Source organism: Streptomyces sp. NPDC096311 (assembly GCF_044763085.1).
Taxonomy (GTDB): Bacteria; Actinomycetota; Actinomycetes; order Streptomycetales; family Streptomycetaceae; genus Streptomyces.
In genome coordinates, this window is sequence record NZ_JBIWFN010000016.1 from 35,241 (window position 1) to 50,620 (window position 15,380).

Genomic DNA, 15,380 nt, shown 5'->3' on the forward strand with positions numbered 1-15,380 from the left:
GAGTACCTCGGCCGCGTCGCTCCAGGCGCTCCTCGTCATGCGGGCACCCCGGCCTCGTCCATGACCACGGCCATCTCACCCGGGGGGGAGGGCGGGGTTGGCACCCGCGCTGGAGGCCAGCTCGGGCAGGGCGAGGGCCTCGAGGAGCCGGGGGAGCGGTAGGCGCGGGTCGCGTGCCGCCGCCTGGCGCGTCCAGACGTCCGGGTCGTGGCTGAGTCGCTCGATCAGGTCGGGGTCGGCGGCGGGGTCGCGGACTACCAGTTGTCGGTAGATCCCGTCCGGATGGTCCGCGTAGCGGGCGGCGAGCCCCTCGCGGGGGAACCGGGGGTGGCCGGTCGCCATCCAGGCGGAGAACGTCCCGCCGAGCCGTGCGTACACGCTCATCAGGACCTCCTCCGGGGTGTCGGGGTGATATATAGCCAGGTGGGTACGCACGAGGATGTCCGTGTCCTCGGCCAGCAGCCGCAGCAGATCGGCTGGCAGATGGGGGCTGCGGGCCGCGGCGCGACGCAGCAGAGGATGGGCGGAGGTCGCGGCCCGGTGCAGTACGTCCTGATCGGAGATGCCGGCCGCCACCCAGTCCACGTCATCCCGTGCGTGCGGGGCCACTGTGAAGTCGATGGCGGCGCGTCGGGCTTCGGTCAGCTCGGGCCGGAGGGAGACGGCGAGCCGCACCCCTTCGTCGGGGTCGATGGCGAGACGGTCCACGAGGTCGGCCGGCAGGGACGGATTACCGGCGAGTTCGACCAGGTGGACGCCCTCGGCGAGGAACCGCTCGGCGTCCGCGCGGTCGAGAAGCCCACGGCGCAGCGCCTCGGGCCGGGCGGCGGGGTCGAGGAGCAGCGCCGCCGTGAGCCGTGCGTCGTGAGGACACGTGCACAGCGCAGCCCACCGCCGTACGTCACGGTCGGGGTCGTCGAGCAGCGTGGCGTGCCCGTCCGCCGTGAGGTCGTCCCATACCCGCAGGGCGGCACGTCGTGCGGCCGGATCGGGATGCCGGACCAGCGAGGCGAGGAAGGTCGGCGCCAAGTGGCGCGAGTGCAACAGTGCGCTACGTACGGACGGTTCGGGGTCTTCCAGGAGACGCATGCACACGGCATCCGGCAGCGGACGGACCTTCGTCCGGTGATCGTGGGACCACTCGGGTCCGCTTGCGACGGCGGCCCGCACCTTGGGCGAGGGGTCGTCCGCGAGCCGGGCCCGCTGCTCGGCATCCGCCTGGCCGCTCATCGCGAACTCGACTCGCGCGTCCAGGACCGGGTGGGCGAGGACAGCCGCCACGGCCGACTCGGGCAGCATCGGCCGGTGGAGGGCCTGGAAGGGCGGGCCGTGGCCCCCGCCGTCGAAGGCGATCAGTCGTAGCAGCAGCGGTGTGGGAAGGGCCGGATTGGAGGCGACTCCGTCCAGTGCGGAGGAGTAGAAGGCGACCATGTCTCAGCTCTCCGCCCGTCGCTTTGCATGCAACCCCGACGCCTACGCGGCTTCGGCCTTTTGGGTCAACGGCCGTCATCGTGTCACGGCCGAAGCTGCCTCCGCACGCGATCATCGAGAGCCCGCACGACGTCTGGTAGATGTCTCCCGCGCCGCGTCAGCCACAAAAGCCCGGACCCCTCTGCGGCGCTCAGGCCGACTCGGACAGGCGTGAATCTCCGGCGCGAACGTCACAACGATGGAGGCCGGCGTGCGGGCTGACTTGTCAACGCGGCGCGCGTAGCCGGTGCAGCCCCTGCCGAACCGGACAGTCACCAGCCCCTGCTCCTGTCCGGGTCCGGAACTCCGCATGCTCTCAACCACGCCCACGCCACGGCCGTCTCCGCCTCGTTCAGACAATCGCACGGCGACGCTCGGGAGTAAGTTCGGCTCGGTGCCCTAGCGGAGGCGTGGTCGCTTGAACTGGTGCGGCCAGGCGAAAGACGCGATGCGCCCCAGGCCAGAGCCGTGGGCGACATCACGTCAGGGGATGAAGAGTTTGATGTTCCCCTTCCCCTTCCGCAGCAGGCGGCGGCACTTGTCGTGGTCGTAGCCCGGGTCGGCGAATAGCCGCTTGGGGCTCGCGGCTGCAGCGCAACCAGGCCCTGGATGCGGTCGCTTTTCCTGGGGCTGCAGGCCGAGGATGAAGGGCCGGCCGGTACCCGGGGCCGACTATCAACGATCCGGCGACTTTACAGTTCACATACACATCGTCAATGTGCTTTGTTCTTGGGATAGTTGTGTCGCCTCGGTCGGATGTTCCGGCCGAGGGACTAACGATCCCGGGGGGGACCTGTGACCTTCATTCGTCGTGCCGTTACGGCGGCCGCTGCCGCCGTTGTCGTGCTCGTGGCGACGTCTGCGGACTTCGCGTCGGCCACCGGCGGGGAGCAGTCGTACATTGCCGCGGACGGCACGATTCAGGGATGCGTGAACTCGAGCGGTCACCTGCGCCTCGTCGAGGTGGGCTCCGTGTGCCGGTCCCACGAGCAGTCCGTCACCTGGGCGCAGACCGGCCAGCAGGGGCCCGCTGGACCGAAGGGGGACACCGGACCGAAGGGGGAAACCGGGGCGCAGGGGTCGGCGGGGCCGGCCGGTCAGCAGGGAGACACCGGGCCGCAGGGCCCGGCCGGACCCACGGGTCCGCAGGGGCCCGCCGGAACCCCCGGTCTGGCGGGCGTGCACGTGGTGACCGTGTCGAAGAACGTCGGCGTCCTGGACGTGGTCGACGTGGACGCCACGTGCCCGGACGGCGAGATCGCCACCGGGGGCGGCTGGTACCTGCCCAGCTCTGACGCCCAATCGTATGGCTCGGAATTGCACTCCAACCCGATCCTCTCCGGCACCACGCCCGTCGGCTGGACCGCCGGGTTCCTGAACGGCGGCTACGAGCCGTACTACACGGCCTCCGTCTACGCGATCTGTGCCAAGACCGGCTGAGGCCCCAGCGGCGAGGGGCCCAGGTCCTTGCGCCTCTACTGATCGTTTGAGAGCGAGGACGTCTCGCACAGGGGGCCGGTGAGGACGACGGGATGCAAGCCCGAGAGCCCTGGCGTGGATGGTGCCTGGCGACAGACTGGGCAGCTCAGGAGGCCTGTGCGGCAGGTAAGGGGCCAGGCTCTTCTGGCCCCGGTCAGCCGACGGGTCATCAGCGTGATCGCCGCCCAGGGTGATCGGACCCTCAGAGTGCTGGACTAGCGGTTCGAAGTCCCGGGCATGCCGACGTGCGTGCATGATCCAGGCGAGCGAGCGTTCGGCGACTCATGTGACGTACGGGTCGGGGCGTGGCCGCAAGCGAGGGCGGATCCGCCCGAGAGTCGAGACACGGGAGCGCAACTGCCGGACGATGGCGCGTCGTCACCATGACGGCGACCACGACCTCATCGACCTTCATCTACAGTGCAGAGGCAGCAGTTGGTGGACGCTCGTGGACATGGTGGAAACGAGGTCGGCATTCCGATGCATGTAGCGGTTGAGTATCCCGATATGTCCGAAGACGCGCGCTTGGCTGCCTACAGCTCGGTCTCCACCTCACTCGCCCTGCGAAGTGATCACCGGCTGGGCGAGCTTGTGGACGCCGCCGTGCCGCTCGGCTCCGGTATCGGCGGGAAGTCCGCGCTGCTGGAGGTTGACGGGAAGCCGGTCTTCGTGAAGCGGGTGCCGCTCACGGATTTGGAGCGGCTGCCGGAACATGTACGGTCCACGGCCAACCTGTTCGGGCTCCCCACCTTCTGCCAGTACGGCGTCGGCGGGCCTAGTTTCGGAGCGTGGCGAGAGCTCGCCGTTCACACCATGACGACGAACTGGGTGCTCGGAGGGCAGTACCAGGGGTTCCCGATGATGTACCACTGGCGCGTGCTTCCGGACACGGCCGCGCTTCCGCAAGAACTCGCGGACGTGGAGCGGGCCGTGGCCTATTGGGGAGGCCGGCCGGAGGTACGCCGTCGTATCGAGGCCCTTCAACAGTCCTCTGCGAGCCTCGCACTGTTCCTGGAGTACATCCCACAGACCCTGCACGAGTGGTTCGCCGAGCAGGTACAGGCTGGTGAAGAGCCTGCTGACCGGGCTTGCTCCCTGGTGGAGGGCGAGCTGGAGGCCGGCACATCCTTCATGAATGCTCGCGGGCTCCTGCACTTCGACGCCCACTTTCAGAACATCCTGACCGACGGCCGACGCCTCTACTTCGCCGACTATGGCCTCGCCCTCTCCTCCCAATTTGATCTGTCACCGTCCGAGACCAGCTTCTTCGCACTGCACAGGACCTACGATCGCTGCTACACGCTCAGCTGGCTGGTGAACTGGCTGATCACGGCGCTGTACGGATACGACCGGAAAGAACGCGTGGCGCTTATTCGCGCATGTGCGGAAGGGGAGAACCCACCGGACGGACCGCAGGAGGCCAGGGCGATCCTCTCCCGTCACGCACCGCTCGCCGCAGTACTGACGGACTTCTACCTCAAGATCCAGGACGAGGACAGGGAAACCCCGTACCCGTTGAAGGCGCTCCGCAGGGCCCTCTGTTCCACTGGTCTTGGAGGCTCCGGCGTCCCGAGCGGGCCCAGTGCTCCAGTCATACGTCGCGATCTGCGTCGATAGCTTGCGGAGGTGCTGGTCTGAGCTGCATCACGAGGTGGCTGGATGGGCCAGCGAACGGTCAGGCTGACCGAGCTCGCGCAGTGACTGCGTCAGCTCGTGCGGGGGGCGAGTGGTTCGAGGGCCTTGCGGTCGACGAGCAGTTCGAGGTTCTGCGGGACCTGAGCGGGTTGTGCATCCAGGCCCGCGCGACGGTGGAGGACGAGCCCGAGAGCGTGCGTCCGGTCGGCATCCGGCCGACACGTACTCCGGCGATGCTCGACCGCAGCCGCCGTTGGTGCGAGTGGCGGGGCTGGGAAGTCCGGCACGGAGCCCCGAGCGGTGGAGGCATCTGAAGTGCGGCGATGTGATCACCATGCACGAACCCCGACCTGTTGTCGGCACGGTCACGGTGATCGAGGTCTTGCCGCCGCGCTCTTGAGCTCATTGAGGTCTTCTCGGCAACCTGACGGTTGCGGTGCGTGACGGCCCGCTGTATGGCGGCCTAGTGACCCGGCGTCAGGCATGATCGAAGCCCCTGGCTCACAGCCCCGCCGGGAAGCTCGTCAGCCCGAGAGTCCCGGGCCGCCATTACGGACTTTTGAGCTCGCATGTTCATGCGTCGCCGATGTACCCGTCGACCAGGAACGAACGTCACTCTCTGTAGTTCATGAACGCGGTGACCTGGGGAAGCTGCGACATTGAGCCTTTTCCAACCTCACGTTGAGGGTGCACGGTGGAGAAGAAAGCAGTGCTTCCTCGCGTATCCTCGCCCGACTGCGCCGTGGCGTTGGCCCGGCACCGGTGATCAGCTGCGGCCTTCGATGCTGCTGTCGGTGATCACTCGGAACAGCTCGCGAGCCCGCTCGCAGAACTGCTCGACATCCGTGCTGTCCGGCTCGTCACCGTCCGCCAGCATCCGGGCCTGGAGCTGCTCAGAGCGCAGCCCGCCGTAGCGGGCCCGCACCTCCGCGGTCACCGGCTGGACCACGATGTGCAGGTGCTTGCGCGCGTCGCGGCCGTGCGACCACATACAGACGTAGGTCTGCTCAGGCCGGCACAACGTCTCCACGACACGAGCGGTATCGCGCAGCAAGGGGCCGAGTTCCGCCGCTGCCGCGTCGTCGAGCTCCGCGATGGCCACGACATGGTCCCGCGGACCGACGATCAAGGTGCCGAGATTCATCGGCCCGACGACGTGATTCACCACCCAAGCCGCGGTCTCGTGCAGGACGCCCCCGGGCAACTCCCGGCGCCCGGTCACAAGGTCACACCCAAGACACCCCGTCACATCCACACGCACCAGCCTATACGGAGCCCGCAGCGATGATGTCGACGGCCAACCTGGTTGACGAGTCTGCCGGTTGGCCTGCGCACGTGATGAAGCTCCCTCATGTCCTGCCGCAGCGTCTTGCTCTGGCTTTCCATGTGCCGGAGCGCCTTGTCGGCCTGACGGTTGAAGAGGATTCCGATCGCGGTAGTCAGGATCCCGGCCACCGTTGGGACAATGGACACGTAGTGATCACTGCCTGCCCCTCGTTGGAAGATGGCAAAGGCGACCCCCACGAGGAGGACGACTCCGCCGACCGTCGAGGCGACCATGCTGACGCCGAAGCTCAGACGTGCCTGCGTGAGTCCGTGAGCGTAGTACTCGATCATCAGCTTGGTGAAGACAATGTCAGAGCGGCCACGCCCGTGATCGTCCACAGAGTCGTCGAGCAACCGATGGTTGAGGCGCCTCCGCTCACGATCGACGAGCCTGCTGGTGATCCAATCAGCAACATGCCCGACTGCCAGTGGTTCCACCCTGGCCACTATGGCCAGTCGGCCGCACCCTGCCAAGCCGATCTGCACAAGCCGTCCAACCGTTAACAGGTCACTTGTCAACACGCCTGTCCGAGGGAGTGAATCGACGAAGACCAAGCGCCTACCGGGGCCGAGGTACCGACCTACGCGGGCTCATCGAGGGCCCTCTCCAGGCTCAGTTGTTTCTGTGCCGCGTTGGACTGCACCGCTTCGATTCTGCCGTGTCGTCCGTCCCCGAAGTCGTAGTGGCCAAGGGTCCAGTAATCGGACCAGTCGGTGAGCGCGTCGAAGTTCATGAACGTCGCCACCACAACCTTGTGCCCCTTACGGAACTCATCGACCGCCACCCTGGTAGAGCCCAGCGTCATCGAGCCCTGTACGTGCTCCCAGCCGCGGTCCGTCGCATATTTGATGGCGTGCTCTCTGTAGTTCACGAGGCCCCCTCTCTGTTGTGGAGAGACCAGCATGACGCGCTGGCTACACCACCGCACAAGCCCCATCCCGGATCTGAGACGAGACCAGGACGCCCCCGCGGACCCGATCCCTCGTCGCCCCGTTGCTGTCCGAAAGAGGCACTCGCCGTCCTGTCTGCCGTCGGCCGACGGTGTCACCACGACCGTGCTGCGCCAGGACGAGCTGCTCGTGGCTCCCTGCGCACGCACCGCCTGGCCGGAGCCGGGGCGGTCGGCCTGGGGGAAGTGCGCGACGAGGCGTGGGTGCAGGGCGCGTACGGCGACCGCCCCACGGTGCTCGCCCACGCCTGCGCCCGCGCGCCGCTTCACATCGAGCAAGATCACTCGTATCGCCGAATGGGGTGCGAAGTTCGGCTGCGCGGTTGCTGGGCTGGGGGTGGCGCTGGTCTCCTCGCTCGCCGCCGGGCGGTGCCCGACGAACTCCCACTGAAACTGCGGGACCTGTTACGCGATGCCGTTGACCGAACGGAACGACGAAGCCTTGGTGGGCAGCTTCTGTGCTGTTCAACCCGGCAGCGGGAGTTCAAGCAGAGGGGGATTGGAAGTTGGTCCAGGTGAACCTGGGATTGGTAGGGGTCCCGGTAGAGAGAGCCTTGTCGGATGGACGTGCAGGGGATACTCGGGCTGTGGTGGACGTTGCCCACGGGGCTGGCGTTGGTCGGTTATGCGTGTTCGCTGGCCGGGCTGACCCGTCCGCAGCGGGCGGTGTGGGTGATGGCGCGGGTCGTGGAGGTGCATCCGCCGGGGCACGGTGAGTCCGGTGAGCACGCGATACCGGTGACGATCGCGTACCAGGACCCGGCCACCGGGCGGGAGTTCAGGCTGCGGCACGAGAACAAGCGCGGCGACCGCGTACAAGTGGCATGGGTGGGGCAGGAGTTCCCGGTGCGGTTTCCGCGGCGGCGGCCGGAGCAGTTCTACCTCATGCTGGACAGCGAGGGGCGGACCTCGGGGGTGGGCATCCCGAACTGCATGGTGTTCCTGCTGGTTCTCGGGCTGGTCGTCCAGTCGTTCTTCGTGTGGGGCTGGCAGTGGGGGCTGATCTGTGTCGGTGGACTTCTGCTTCTCGTCGTCGCGCTGAGCCGGGACGGCGAGTCCACGCGCGCCAGGGCCGCTCAGCTGGCGGCAGGCGTCACCGTCCAGGGCCGGGTGGTCGCCGTCACCAGGGATGTCTGTACGGACGGCGAGGGCACCGAGAGCATCAGCCATGCTTCCGTCGTTGCCTTCACCACCCACGAGGGCGTCGAGGTCACCGCGCTGTGCACGCAGGGCATTCGGGACATCGCCGAGTCCCTCGGCCGCGACGTTCCCCTCCGTTATGCGCCCGCCGACCCGTCCCTCCTCACTGCCGACCCCGACCACGAACGCCGTGAGCGTGCGTCGAACATCAAGTTCGTCGTCTTCCTGTTGCTCACCGGGATCGCCACGATCGGGGTGGGCGGGTACTGCCTCCACCACCCCTAGTCCTTCACCTGACGATGCAGGTCAGCGCCGCCCGGAGCAGGGGCGAGTGCCGCATACGGCCGCCGGTGCGCCACAGGTCGAGCCGCTGTCGCCGCCAGGCGCCGACATGATGGACCGGGTCGTGGCCTTCGTGGGCCGCGTCCACGGCGACCACGGCCGCGGTGAGCGGCCGTACCGACTGCGGCAGACCGGCCAAGGCTGGCCGGACTGGATGAGCACCAGGTCCGCCGCTACCCTTCCTGGGCCCGCTGGGTAACCCTGGCAATGGTGGCCCATGCCTTCCTCGCCGACGAACACGCACACCGCCCCACGCCGGGCGACCTGATCCCGCTGACCTGCAACGAGATCCAGCGCCTGTTCATCAGTGTTGCTGTCCGGCCCGTTCACGACCCCGGCCCACCGGCTCAGCTGGTCCGCGCTGAGGGGTTCATCGGCCGCTGGTAGTAGGTCCTGCGCCTCAGGCGCGCTTCACGCCTGCTTGGCTAGGGTCGGTCCTCATGGAGACCACAGGAATCGTTCGTCGCCAGACGGCGGAGCGTAGGCGCGACGCTCTGGAGCGGCTCGTTACCGAGCGGGATGTGTGGGTGTCGACGGCTCACCCTGATCACGGGCCGCACCAGGTGCCGCTGTGGTTCTTGTGGGATGGGCGAGCAGTGTGGATGTGCACCAGCGCCACTTCCGTGACTGCGCGCAACGTCCGCAAAGAGCCGCGCGTGCGCCTGTCGCTACCGGACACCTTCGACGTGGTGCTCCTCCAGGGTGAGGCGGAGTGCTTCCCGGACCACGAGGTGCCCGAAGTCGCAGTGGAGGCGTTCGCTGACAAGTTCGGGTGGGATCCACGTGTGGAAGAGGATTCCTTTCTGTATGTACGCGTGGTCCCGAGGACTGTGCGCGCTTGGCGCGGCGAGCCAGAACTACGTGGGAGAGTCATCATGCGCGACGGGATGTGGCTGGAATAACGGCCGTCCCTCGCCGACGCGCCTCTCTCGGAGCACGATCTACAGCTGGAGTATGAGCCGCCCTGCCCCGGAAACCGCGACCCTGCGATGTCACTGATGACGGTGAGAGAGGACAATTCAGGAGTGCGGAGCAGCCCAGAACGCTGAAAACCGTGATCGGCGCCGCCGGAGTCCTCGGAGACCTACGACCTTGTGCTCGATCCGATCCGCTCCACACTGGACAGCGCCGTGCGCGCGGCGAAGCTGGCAGAGGCCGCGAAGATCGTGCCTGCCGCAGCAGCACCCTGATCATCCGCACGCGCCGTGGGGTGCATCGAGGGCCATGACATCCTGTTGCGGTGCTTTTGAGTGATCACGCAACCAGTGTCGAACTCCGCCCGCTGCGTTATGAGTTCGCCGCGGCCCGAGGCAACCGCTACGACGACAACTGGCTGGTCGTCGGCGGCACGGTAGCAACTTCCGAGGGGAGATGGTCCTTTGCAGATCCGTCTCTGCTGACCCACGAGGCCCGCCAGGTCGCCGTCTGGCTGCGGGGGGTGGCCAAGGGGACAGTGGCCGTCACCCGACCTGATGCCGATGGCTATGTGTCTCCGGACACGTGGTTCAACGAGCCAGTTCTGGCCTTCAGCCTCGCCGACCGAAGCGAGGCCGGGGCGGCGATTCGCGTGCACCTCTCCCTGGAGGCGGCGCCCCTATGGCAGCAGGGAGACCACAGGGCGGACATCTACCAGTACTTCGTGACGGTGCACGTGGATGCAGCTGCACTTCTTCACGCAGCTGAGCAGTGGGATCTTGCCCTGGCTTCCTTTCCCACTCGCTGATCGGCGTCAGTCCCACCTGGACTCCCATCGATCGCCTGACACAGGCCCCCAAGCTTCACTTGGCCATGGGGAAACCACTGTGTGTCCCAGTTGGTTACTCCGGTGCTCAGCTTGGTGACAGCGCCCGCCGGCGCGGGCCGGGTCGGTCAGGGCGGCGTCGGCCGTCAAGCCCGTGACCGGTTCACTTCATCGTGGTAGGCGGTCATGATCGACCTTGGCATACTCTGCGAAATGAGGTCAATGGATCCGTTCCGCGACGAAGCCCGCAGCCGTGGCTTGCCGGAGGACGAGGTCGAGCGGTGGCTCGGCACCGTCCGTCTCTGCGCGATGCTGAGCCCCGCTGGTCAGGCGCCGTCCGACGGCCCGGTGGCCGGACGGCTCGGCGGGCTGCCGCCGATGCCCGAGGACGAGCCCGTTCCGGACCTGCCGTTCCTCGTCTCGGTCGACCTCGCAGCCATCCCACCGGGCGCGACGGACCTCCCGCTGCCGAAGGACGGCACGCTGCTCTTCTTCGCGGACACGGAGGACCCGTGGATCGGTGACGACTGGTTCCGGCTCGTCTACGTCCCGGCCGGCACGTCCGTCTCCGAACGCGGTCCGGGCGGCGAGTGGCCGCCGCAGGTCCACCCGGCCCAAGACCTATATCTGACGATCGAGTCCTCGCTGCCCAACCGCGGCTCGGACACCGAGGAGTTCCCGCACGGCAGCGAGCTGGGCTCGGTGTGGTGGGAGACCTGCGGCGAGATGCAGACGGACGGACCGGTGCAGATAGGCGGCTACCCCTGGGTCTGGAACGGAGATCCCATCACGGAGCACGACCACGGCCCGGGCGACTGGGTGCTGCTCGCGGAGGTCGGTGGCGACGACTTGACCGAAGGCGAACTGGGCATCATCTACTGGGTGATTCGCCGGGACGACCTGGCCGGCCGCCGCTTCACCCGGGCCCGGGCCTGCTTCGACATGGTCGGCTGACGCAGCCCCAGGCGAGGCGCGTACCCTCGCTGAGGCCGCGCAGCGCGGCTCCACTTGCGCGCCCGGGCCGATCAGCTGATGCAGCCCGCACGTGTGCGACCACACCCGGCCTGCAAGGCTTCAGCGCACCCTCCATGAGCCCAGCACAGAGGTCGGCCCCGGCATCGCGCCCGACTTCACCAGAACCGACATCAGCACCATGAACGCGTCGCTGTTCTCCGGCCAACTGTGATGCTCAAAGCGGCTTCCCCACGGAGAAGTCAACCCGCGAGAGTCAGGTCGCCCGGGAGGGCTTTCCCTGGCGGATGGTCTTGACAGCAAGCACTGGATTGATGGGTTCGACGAGTTGCTCGGCGGCGACGGCCACGAGGTGGGCCGGGGCATTGCCGTCCAGCAACCCGCTCACGTACTGGAGGGCGTGGGCAGGAGACAGCACCGGCAGCCCCTGCCGTAGAGTGCGCGTGGCCTGCATGCGCCCGCGTGTGGCGGCAACTTCGCATATCTCATCGTGTAGATCGTCTATCGGGGTACGGACAGCCAGGCCCCGCATGCGAACGCGGTAGTCGGCCTCCCACTCCCCGCCCCTCGCGGACACGACGCCGATCTGGTGCAGCCCCCCGTCGATGCGGTCGACCAGGTACGGCCCGTTGCCGACCAGCATGGCGCTGGGGTTCCCTGTGCGCATGAACTCCACGGACTGCCAGTAGATGATCCACACCAGCTCGTGCTCCTTGACATGCACCACAGCCGTGCGTATCGAGTCCACGCCCGCAGCCGACCACTTTTGATACTCGCGGTCGAGTTCTTCCTCAGCGATCCGAACTGCGGCTTCTCGCTCAATCACGTGTGCAGCATGCCCCATCAACCCCGAGCCGACCAGCAAGTTTCGCGCCCCAGAGAGCGCGGTAAGCGCCAATGCCCACGGGAATGTCCCTGAACGCTCCGCCTCTGCGGGCGACGGCTAGAGATCTATAACGGTGCGGGTCACGGCGGTTGGATGTGACTGAGCGCTTCAGCGGGTGGGCGGGTGAGTCGGCGACCGGAGTGTTCTGCTCCGACGGCGCGGGTGAGGCGGTTGACCTCGGCGTCGTGTGTCGGCTCTGGGCCTTGGAATGTCAGTGGCGCCGGTTATGTTGCCGAGCATGACAAGTTGGATCGGCTGCGGCGTCATAGCGTGGATGGAAGAAAAGCGGTACCGGGAAGACGAAACCGTCCTGGTCTACTTCAAGGGAACCAGTCTGGCTGCCATGGCCGATCGTCTGTCCGCGCGGCACCGGCCGCCGTTCGCCTACGGCAACGACACAGCAGCCGGCGACTGGGGCGTGATCGTGCACCACATGTTCAGCAGCGACGACTACGACGAGATCGACTACCGCGAGCTGTGCCCCCAGGGCGTTGAGCTGATGGTGTTCGTTCCCAACCCGTGCGTTGCCAAGGCCCACGGGCCCAAGGCGTACCACTACCAGGATGGCCAGGTAATGTCCTGCATCGACTACGAGGGTCCCGACTACGTCGGAGAATACTGGCCCAACAGGATGGCCCCCCTCATTACGGCGGCCGGACTTGACCATCAGAACGAGTCCTACGAGGAGCAGCTGACCCAGCTGATCTGTGACCACCTGGGGTTGCCCGCACTGGATCGCGACACCATCACGGTGGACCGCGACCTGGTGGCCTCCTATTTCTAGGAGATCTTTGACGGCCGGGGTTGTGGAGGTGGGAGGTCGAGCTCGGTTTTGGCGATGAGTCCCTCGACGGGGCGGGTGCGGTACTGCATCGGCTTGAGCAGCGTCTTCACCAGTGCGGTGAGCCGGTCGAGGCTGTGTTTGGTGAGGTTGGCCAGTGACCTCTTCAGGTGCGCCCGCACACTTCGACCGGATTGAACTCTCCGGGACGTCACGCCACGGGACGCCGATGCGGGTCCGAAAACCTTATGCCGTCGATCAGCTGACGCCTCGTCCACATCGGCGGACGTCCCGGCTCGTTGCTCCCGGGCAACAACGGTGCCAAGGGGTCCCACTGGGTGTCTGTCAGATCTCCGCGCACGCCCTGGCGATCATCGCGGAGGTTGATCGACTTCAGAGCTGGACGCCAGACCGGTCACCGACAGGATCGCGTCGACTGTCTCTTCAACCGTCTGCGCGGCGTTGTCGATCCAGATTCCCTGGTGCCGGAGCTCGGAGCGCATCGCTTCATCCAGCGGCGACCAGTCCGTGGCCAGGACCTTCTCCCGAGCCTGATTGCGCCGCCGCGCCACCGTCGGCCCGGGAGCCAGGACGACGAGGTGGAGCGGCAGGGCCGCCAGCGTCGAGCGATAGAAGTCGAGGTGGGAGCGGCGGACCACGACATCGTCGAGTACGGGGATGAAACCGGCCCGCGCGAAGCTGTCCGCCAGAAGGCACGCATTGCGGGCGCGCAGGAAGATCTGCCGGTCGGCTTCCGGGTTCGCGGCCGGCGAGGGCCATTGCCCACCGCTGACGATCATCTCCTGGAGTGCGTCCACCTCAATGTGGGCCGACATCCGCAGGCGGCCAGCCAGCGCAGCGGCCACCGTGGACTTCCCGCTCCCGGGGATGCCGGTCAGCAGAACAGCCCCGGCGGCCGGCGCGCGGTCGACGGACACCAGATCCAAACTCATACGAGCTCTCCAGGCACAAATGATCAGGGCCTTGAGAGGGTACGCGCTGCTTCATGACTCACCGAGTCGGGCACTGCTTGATCCACTGTCGACACACGCCTCAGTGCTCTGAGGAATGGTCACGCGGGGCGGTTCGGTCGCGGAGTGTGATGAGGGTCAGTAGTGCGGAGAGGAGTGCGGCTGTGCCGCAGACGGCGAAGCCGATGGAGTAGCCATGGCCGAGGGCTTGCAGGGCGAGTGGGTGCAGGTCGGCCAGTTTTGGTGAGGCTGCGGAGGCGCCGTTGACCGCGAGTGGGCCGCCTTCTTGGAGTACGGCGGTGCCTGCGTCTTTCAGCGCCCCGGGCAGGGCGGAGTCGTGCAGGGAGTCGGAGAAGTTGCTTGCCGCGCGGCTCAGGGCTACGGCGCCGATGACGGCCGGGCCGAGGGTGAAGCCGAAGTCTCGCAGGAGGTTGGTGGTGGCGCTGGCCATGCCGGCCAGGTGCACTGGCACGGTGTTGACGGCTGTTGCCGTGATCGACGAGACGGTGATCGCGAAGCCCAGGCCGACGAGGCCGAGCGGCAGGATCAGTGAGGTGAAGGCGCTGTCGGTGATCGGCAGTGTGGCCGTCCAGTAGTCTCCCGCCGCGATCAGCAGCAGCCCCGCGCCGAGCAGCAGCCCGGGTGCCACGGTTCTCAGGAGCCGCTCGGTCAGTGGCAGCATCACCAGTGTGATGCCGTTGAGCAGGACGAATGCCAGGGCTGTCCGCATCGGTGCCTGGTCCTGTACCGGGCCGAGCCGGATGCTGACGGAGTAGGCGGTGCCCAGGAAGGCGAACATGCCCACCACGGCCACGACCGAGGCCACCGCGAAGGCGCGGTTGCGGAACAGGTCCAGGCGAAGGAGCGGGGACTTGGCGTGCTTCTCGGCCAGGACGAAGGCGGCGAGGAACACGGCCGCCAGGACGAAGGCGATGACGATCGACGGTGAGGCCCAGCCGTCCGTCGGGCCCTGGATGATGGCGTAGAGCAGAGAGAACAGGCCGAGACCGATCGTCAGTTGGCCCGCTACGTCGAGTGAACGCCCTTCAGGGGCTCTGGAGTTGACGACGAACAGGGTGCTGACGGCGGCGCTTGCCGCGGCGATGGCGGTGACCACGACGAAGGACCATCGCCACGAGCCGTAGGTGGCGGTGATGCCTCCGAGCAGCGGGGCGAGGAATCCGCCGGTGGAGAGCAGGGCCGCCCACATCGCGATGACCCGGGCCCGCTGTGCGGGTGAGGTGGTGCCGGCGGCCAGGATGGCCAGTGACGTCGGGAAGAGGGCGGCGGCGCCCAGGCCTGCCAGGGCCTGTCCGGCCCAGAGTTGGTGGATGCCGGGGGCGGTGGCGCTGACCAGCTCGCCCACGGCCAGCAGTGAAGCGCCGCCGACCAGCAGCCGCTTGCGGCCGAAGAGGTCGCCGAGCAGGCCGAACGTCAGCTCCAGTACGGCGACCGGGAGCAGGAAGGCGTCGGAGATCCAGGTGAGCTGTGAGCCGACCGGGTGCAGGTCGGACTGGAACAGCCCGTTGAGGGTGGCCGGTATGGCCAGACCGATCTGGGCGAGGCAGACGGCGAGGAGACCGGCGACCAGGGTGCCGGTGGTCAGTCCGCGGCCGGTGGCGGTTCTGGCGGAGGGTTTGGTCGTCATGGACACGGAGGGCTCCTGAGGCGCGCAAGCGTGGAGTGG

The 15,380-nt window shown here is 67.4% G+C and carries 17 protein-coding genes and 3 pseudogenes; 9 read left to right on the forward strand and 11 right to left on the reverse strand.

The genetic code is table 11. The features are described from left to right. Positions 1–75: 75 nt before the first annotated feature. Together ACIRA5_RS34895 and ACIRA5_RS34900 are read right to left on the reverse strand one after the other, a co-directional pair. Positions 76–1,431 carry a Mucin-2 gene (locus tag ACIRA5_RS34895; protein WP_403697845.1) on the reverse strand — a complete coding sequence of 452 codons (1,356 nt, stop codon included), beginning with the start codon at positions 1,429–1,431 and terminating at the stop codon, positions 76–78. A gap of 441 nt (positions 1,432–1,872) precedes the next feature. Further along, positions 1,873–2,049 (reverse strand): annotated as a pseudogene (locus ACIRA5_RS34900) (IS5/IS1182 family transposase); the annotation flags it as partial. A 216-nt stretch (positions 2,050–2,265) separates the two neighbouring features. Between ACIRA5_RS34900 and ACIRA5_RS34905 the strand changes: the two are divergent. Further along, a complete protein-coding gene (locus ACIRA5_RS34905) occupies positions 2,266–2,910 on the forward strand; it encodes a hypothetical protein (protein WP_403697846.1) in 645 nt (214 codons plus the stop codon). Between the two features lie 191 nt (positions 2,911–3,101). Here ACIRA5_RS34905 and ACIRA5_RS34910 read toward each other — a convergent pair. Continuing rightward, a pseudogene (locus ACIRA5_RS34910) lies at positions 3,102–3,231 on the reverse strand (IS5/IS1182 family transposase); the annotation flags it as partial. A 225-nt stretch (positions 3,232–3,456) separates the two neighbouring features. On the opposite strand from ACIRA5_RS34910, the gene ACIRA5_RS34915 reads away from it, so the two are divergent. Together ACIRA5_RS34915 and ACIRA5_RS34920 are read left to right on the forward strand one after the other, a co-directional pair. Next, positions 3,457–4,566 (forward strand): protein kinase family protein, encoded by a 1,110-nt coding sequence (locus tag ACIRA5_RS34915; protein ID WP_403698144.1) that lies wholly within the window; start codon positions 3,457–3,459, stop codon positions 4,564–4,566. Between the two features lie 80 nt (positions 4,567–4,646). Then, positions 4,647–4,898 (forward strand): DUF5958 family protein, encoded by a 252-nt coding sequence (locus ACIRA5_RS34920; RefSeq protein ID WP_403697847.1) that lies wholly within the window; start codon positions 4,647–4,649, stop codon positions 4,896–4,898. Positions 4,899–5,350: 452 nt separating this feature from the next. On the opposite strand, the gene ACIRA5_RS34925 is transcribed toward ACIRA5_RS34920, so the two are convergent. The 3 genes from ACIRA5_RS34925 to ACIRA5_RS34935 all read right to left on the reverse strand — a co-directional run bounded on the left by ACIRA5_RS34925 (position 5,351) and on the right by ACIRA5_RS34935 (position 6,782). Continuing rightward, a complete protein-coding gene (locus ACIRA5_RS34925) occupies positions 5,351–5,728 on the reverse strand; it encodes a hypothetical protein (protein ID WP_403697848.1) in 378 nt (125 codons plus the stop codon). A gap of 101 nt (positions 5,729–5,829) precedes the next feature. Then, on the reverse strand, positions 5,830–6,348 hold the full coding sequence (locus tag ACIRA5_RS34930; RefSeq protein WP_403697849.1) for a hypothetical protein: 519 nt from the start codon (positions 6,346–6,348) through the stop codon (positions 5,830–5,832). Positions 6,349–6,491: 143 nt separating this feature from the next. Next, a complete protein-coding gene (locus ACIRA5_RS34935) occupies positions 6,492–6,782 on the reverse strand; it encodes a hypothetical protein (protein WP_403697850.1) in 291 nt (96 codons plus the stop codon). Between the two features lie 639 nt (positions 6,783–7,421). Between ACIRA5_RS34935 and ACIRA5_RS34940 the strand changes: the two genes are divergently transcribed. Then, complete coding sequence (locus tag ACIRA5_RS34940; RefSeq protein ID WP_403697852.1) at positions 7,422–8,285, forward strand: DUF3592 domain-containing protein; 864 nt, start codon at positions 7,422–7,424, stop codon at positions 8,283–8,285. 4 nt (positions 8,286–8,289) lie between these two features. Here the strand turns inward: ACIRA5_RS34940 and ACIRA5_RS34945 are convergent, their stop codons facing one another. After that, a complete protein-coding gene (locus ACIRA5_RS34945; protein WP_403697853.1) occupies positions 8,290–8,481 on the reverse strand; it encodes a hypothetical protein in 192 nt (63 codons plus the stop codon). A gap of 2 nt (positions 8,482–8,483) precedes the next feature. Here ACIRA5_RS34945 and ACIRA5_RS34950 point away from each other — a divergent pair. The 4 genes and pseudogenes from ACIRA5_RS34950 to ACIRA5_RS34965 all read left to right on the forward strand — a co-directional run. After that, a pseudogene (locus tag ACIRA5_RS34950) lies at positions 8,484–8,826 on the forward strand (hypothetical protein); the annotation flags it as partial. Continuing rightward, the gene (locus tag ACIRA5_RS34955) at positions 8,783–9,244 is read left to right on the forward strand and encodes a pyridoxamine 5'-phosphate oxidase family protein (protein WP_403697854.1); all 462 of its coding nucleotides are present in this window, start codon (positions 8,783–8,785) and stop codon (positions 9,242–9,244) included. The pseudogene ACIRA5_RS34950 and the gene ACIRA5_RS34955, both read left to right, overlap by 44 nt. Positions 9,245–9,582: 338 nt before the next feature. Next, complete coding sequence (locus tag ACIRA5_RS34960; RefSeq protein WP_403697856.1) at positions 9,583–10,065, forward strand: hypothetical protein; 483 nt, start codon at positions 9,583–9,585, stop codon at positions 10,063–10,065. A gap of 231 nt (positions 10,066–10,296) precedes the next feature. Next, positions 10,297–11,037 (forward strand): DUF1963 domain-containing protein, encoded by a 741-nt coding sequence (locus ACIRA5_RS34965; protein ID WP_403697857.1) that lies wholly within the window; start codon positions 10,297–10,299, stop codon positions 11,035–11,037. Positions 11,038–11,311: 274 nt separating this feature from the next. On the opposite strand, the gene ACIRA5_RS34970 is transcribed toward ACIRA5_RS34965, so the two are convergent. Beyond that, positions 11,312–11,881, reverse strand: coding sequence for a YrhB domain-containing protein (locus ACIRA5_RS34970; RefSeq protein ID WP_403697859.1), 570 nt, complete (start codon positions 11,879–11,881; stop codon positions 11,312–11,314). 298 nt (positions 11,882–12,179) lie between these two features. Between ACIRA5_RS34970 and ACIRA5_RS34975 the strand changes: the two genes are divergently transcribed. Further along, positions 12,180–12,725, forward strand: coding sequence for a hypothetical protein (locus ACIRA5_RS34975; RefSeq protein WP_403697861.1), 546 nt, complete (start codon positions 12,180–12,182; stop codon positions 12,723–12,725). Here the strand turns inward: ACIRA5_RS34975 and ACIRA5_RS34980 are convergent. From ACIRA5_RS34980 to ACIRA5_RS34990, 3 genes are all read right to left on the reverse strand, one after another. Beyond that, positions 12,722–12,904: a hypothetical protein gene (locus tag ACIRA5_RS34980; RefSeq protein WP_403697862.1), complete on the reverse strand. Its 183-nt coding sequence runs from the start codon at positions 12,902–12,904 to the stop codon at positions 12,722–12,724. The genes ACIRA5_RS34975 and ACIRA5_RS34980 overlap by 4 nt on opposite strands. A 189-nt stretch (positions 12,905–13,093) precedes the next feature. Continuing rightward, positions 13,094–13,675 (reverse strand): AAA family ATPase, encoded by a 582-nt coding sequence (locus ACIRA5_RS34985; protein WP_403697864.1) that lies wholly within the window; start codon positions 13,673–13,675, stop codon positions 13,094–13,096. Between the two features lie 100 nt (positions 13,676–13,775). After that, a complete protein-coding gene (locus ACIRA5_RS34990; RefSeq protein WP_403697865.1) occupies positions 13,776–15,341 on the reverse strand; it encodes an MFS transporter in 1,566 nt (521 codons plus the stop codon). Between the last annotated feature and the right edge of the window lie 39 nt (positions 15,342–15,380).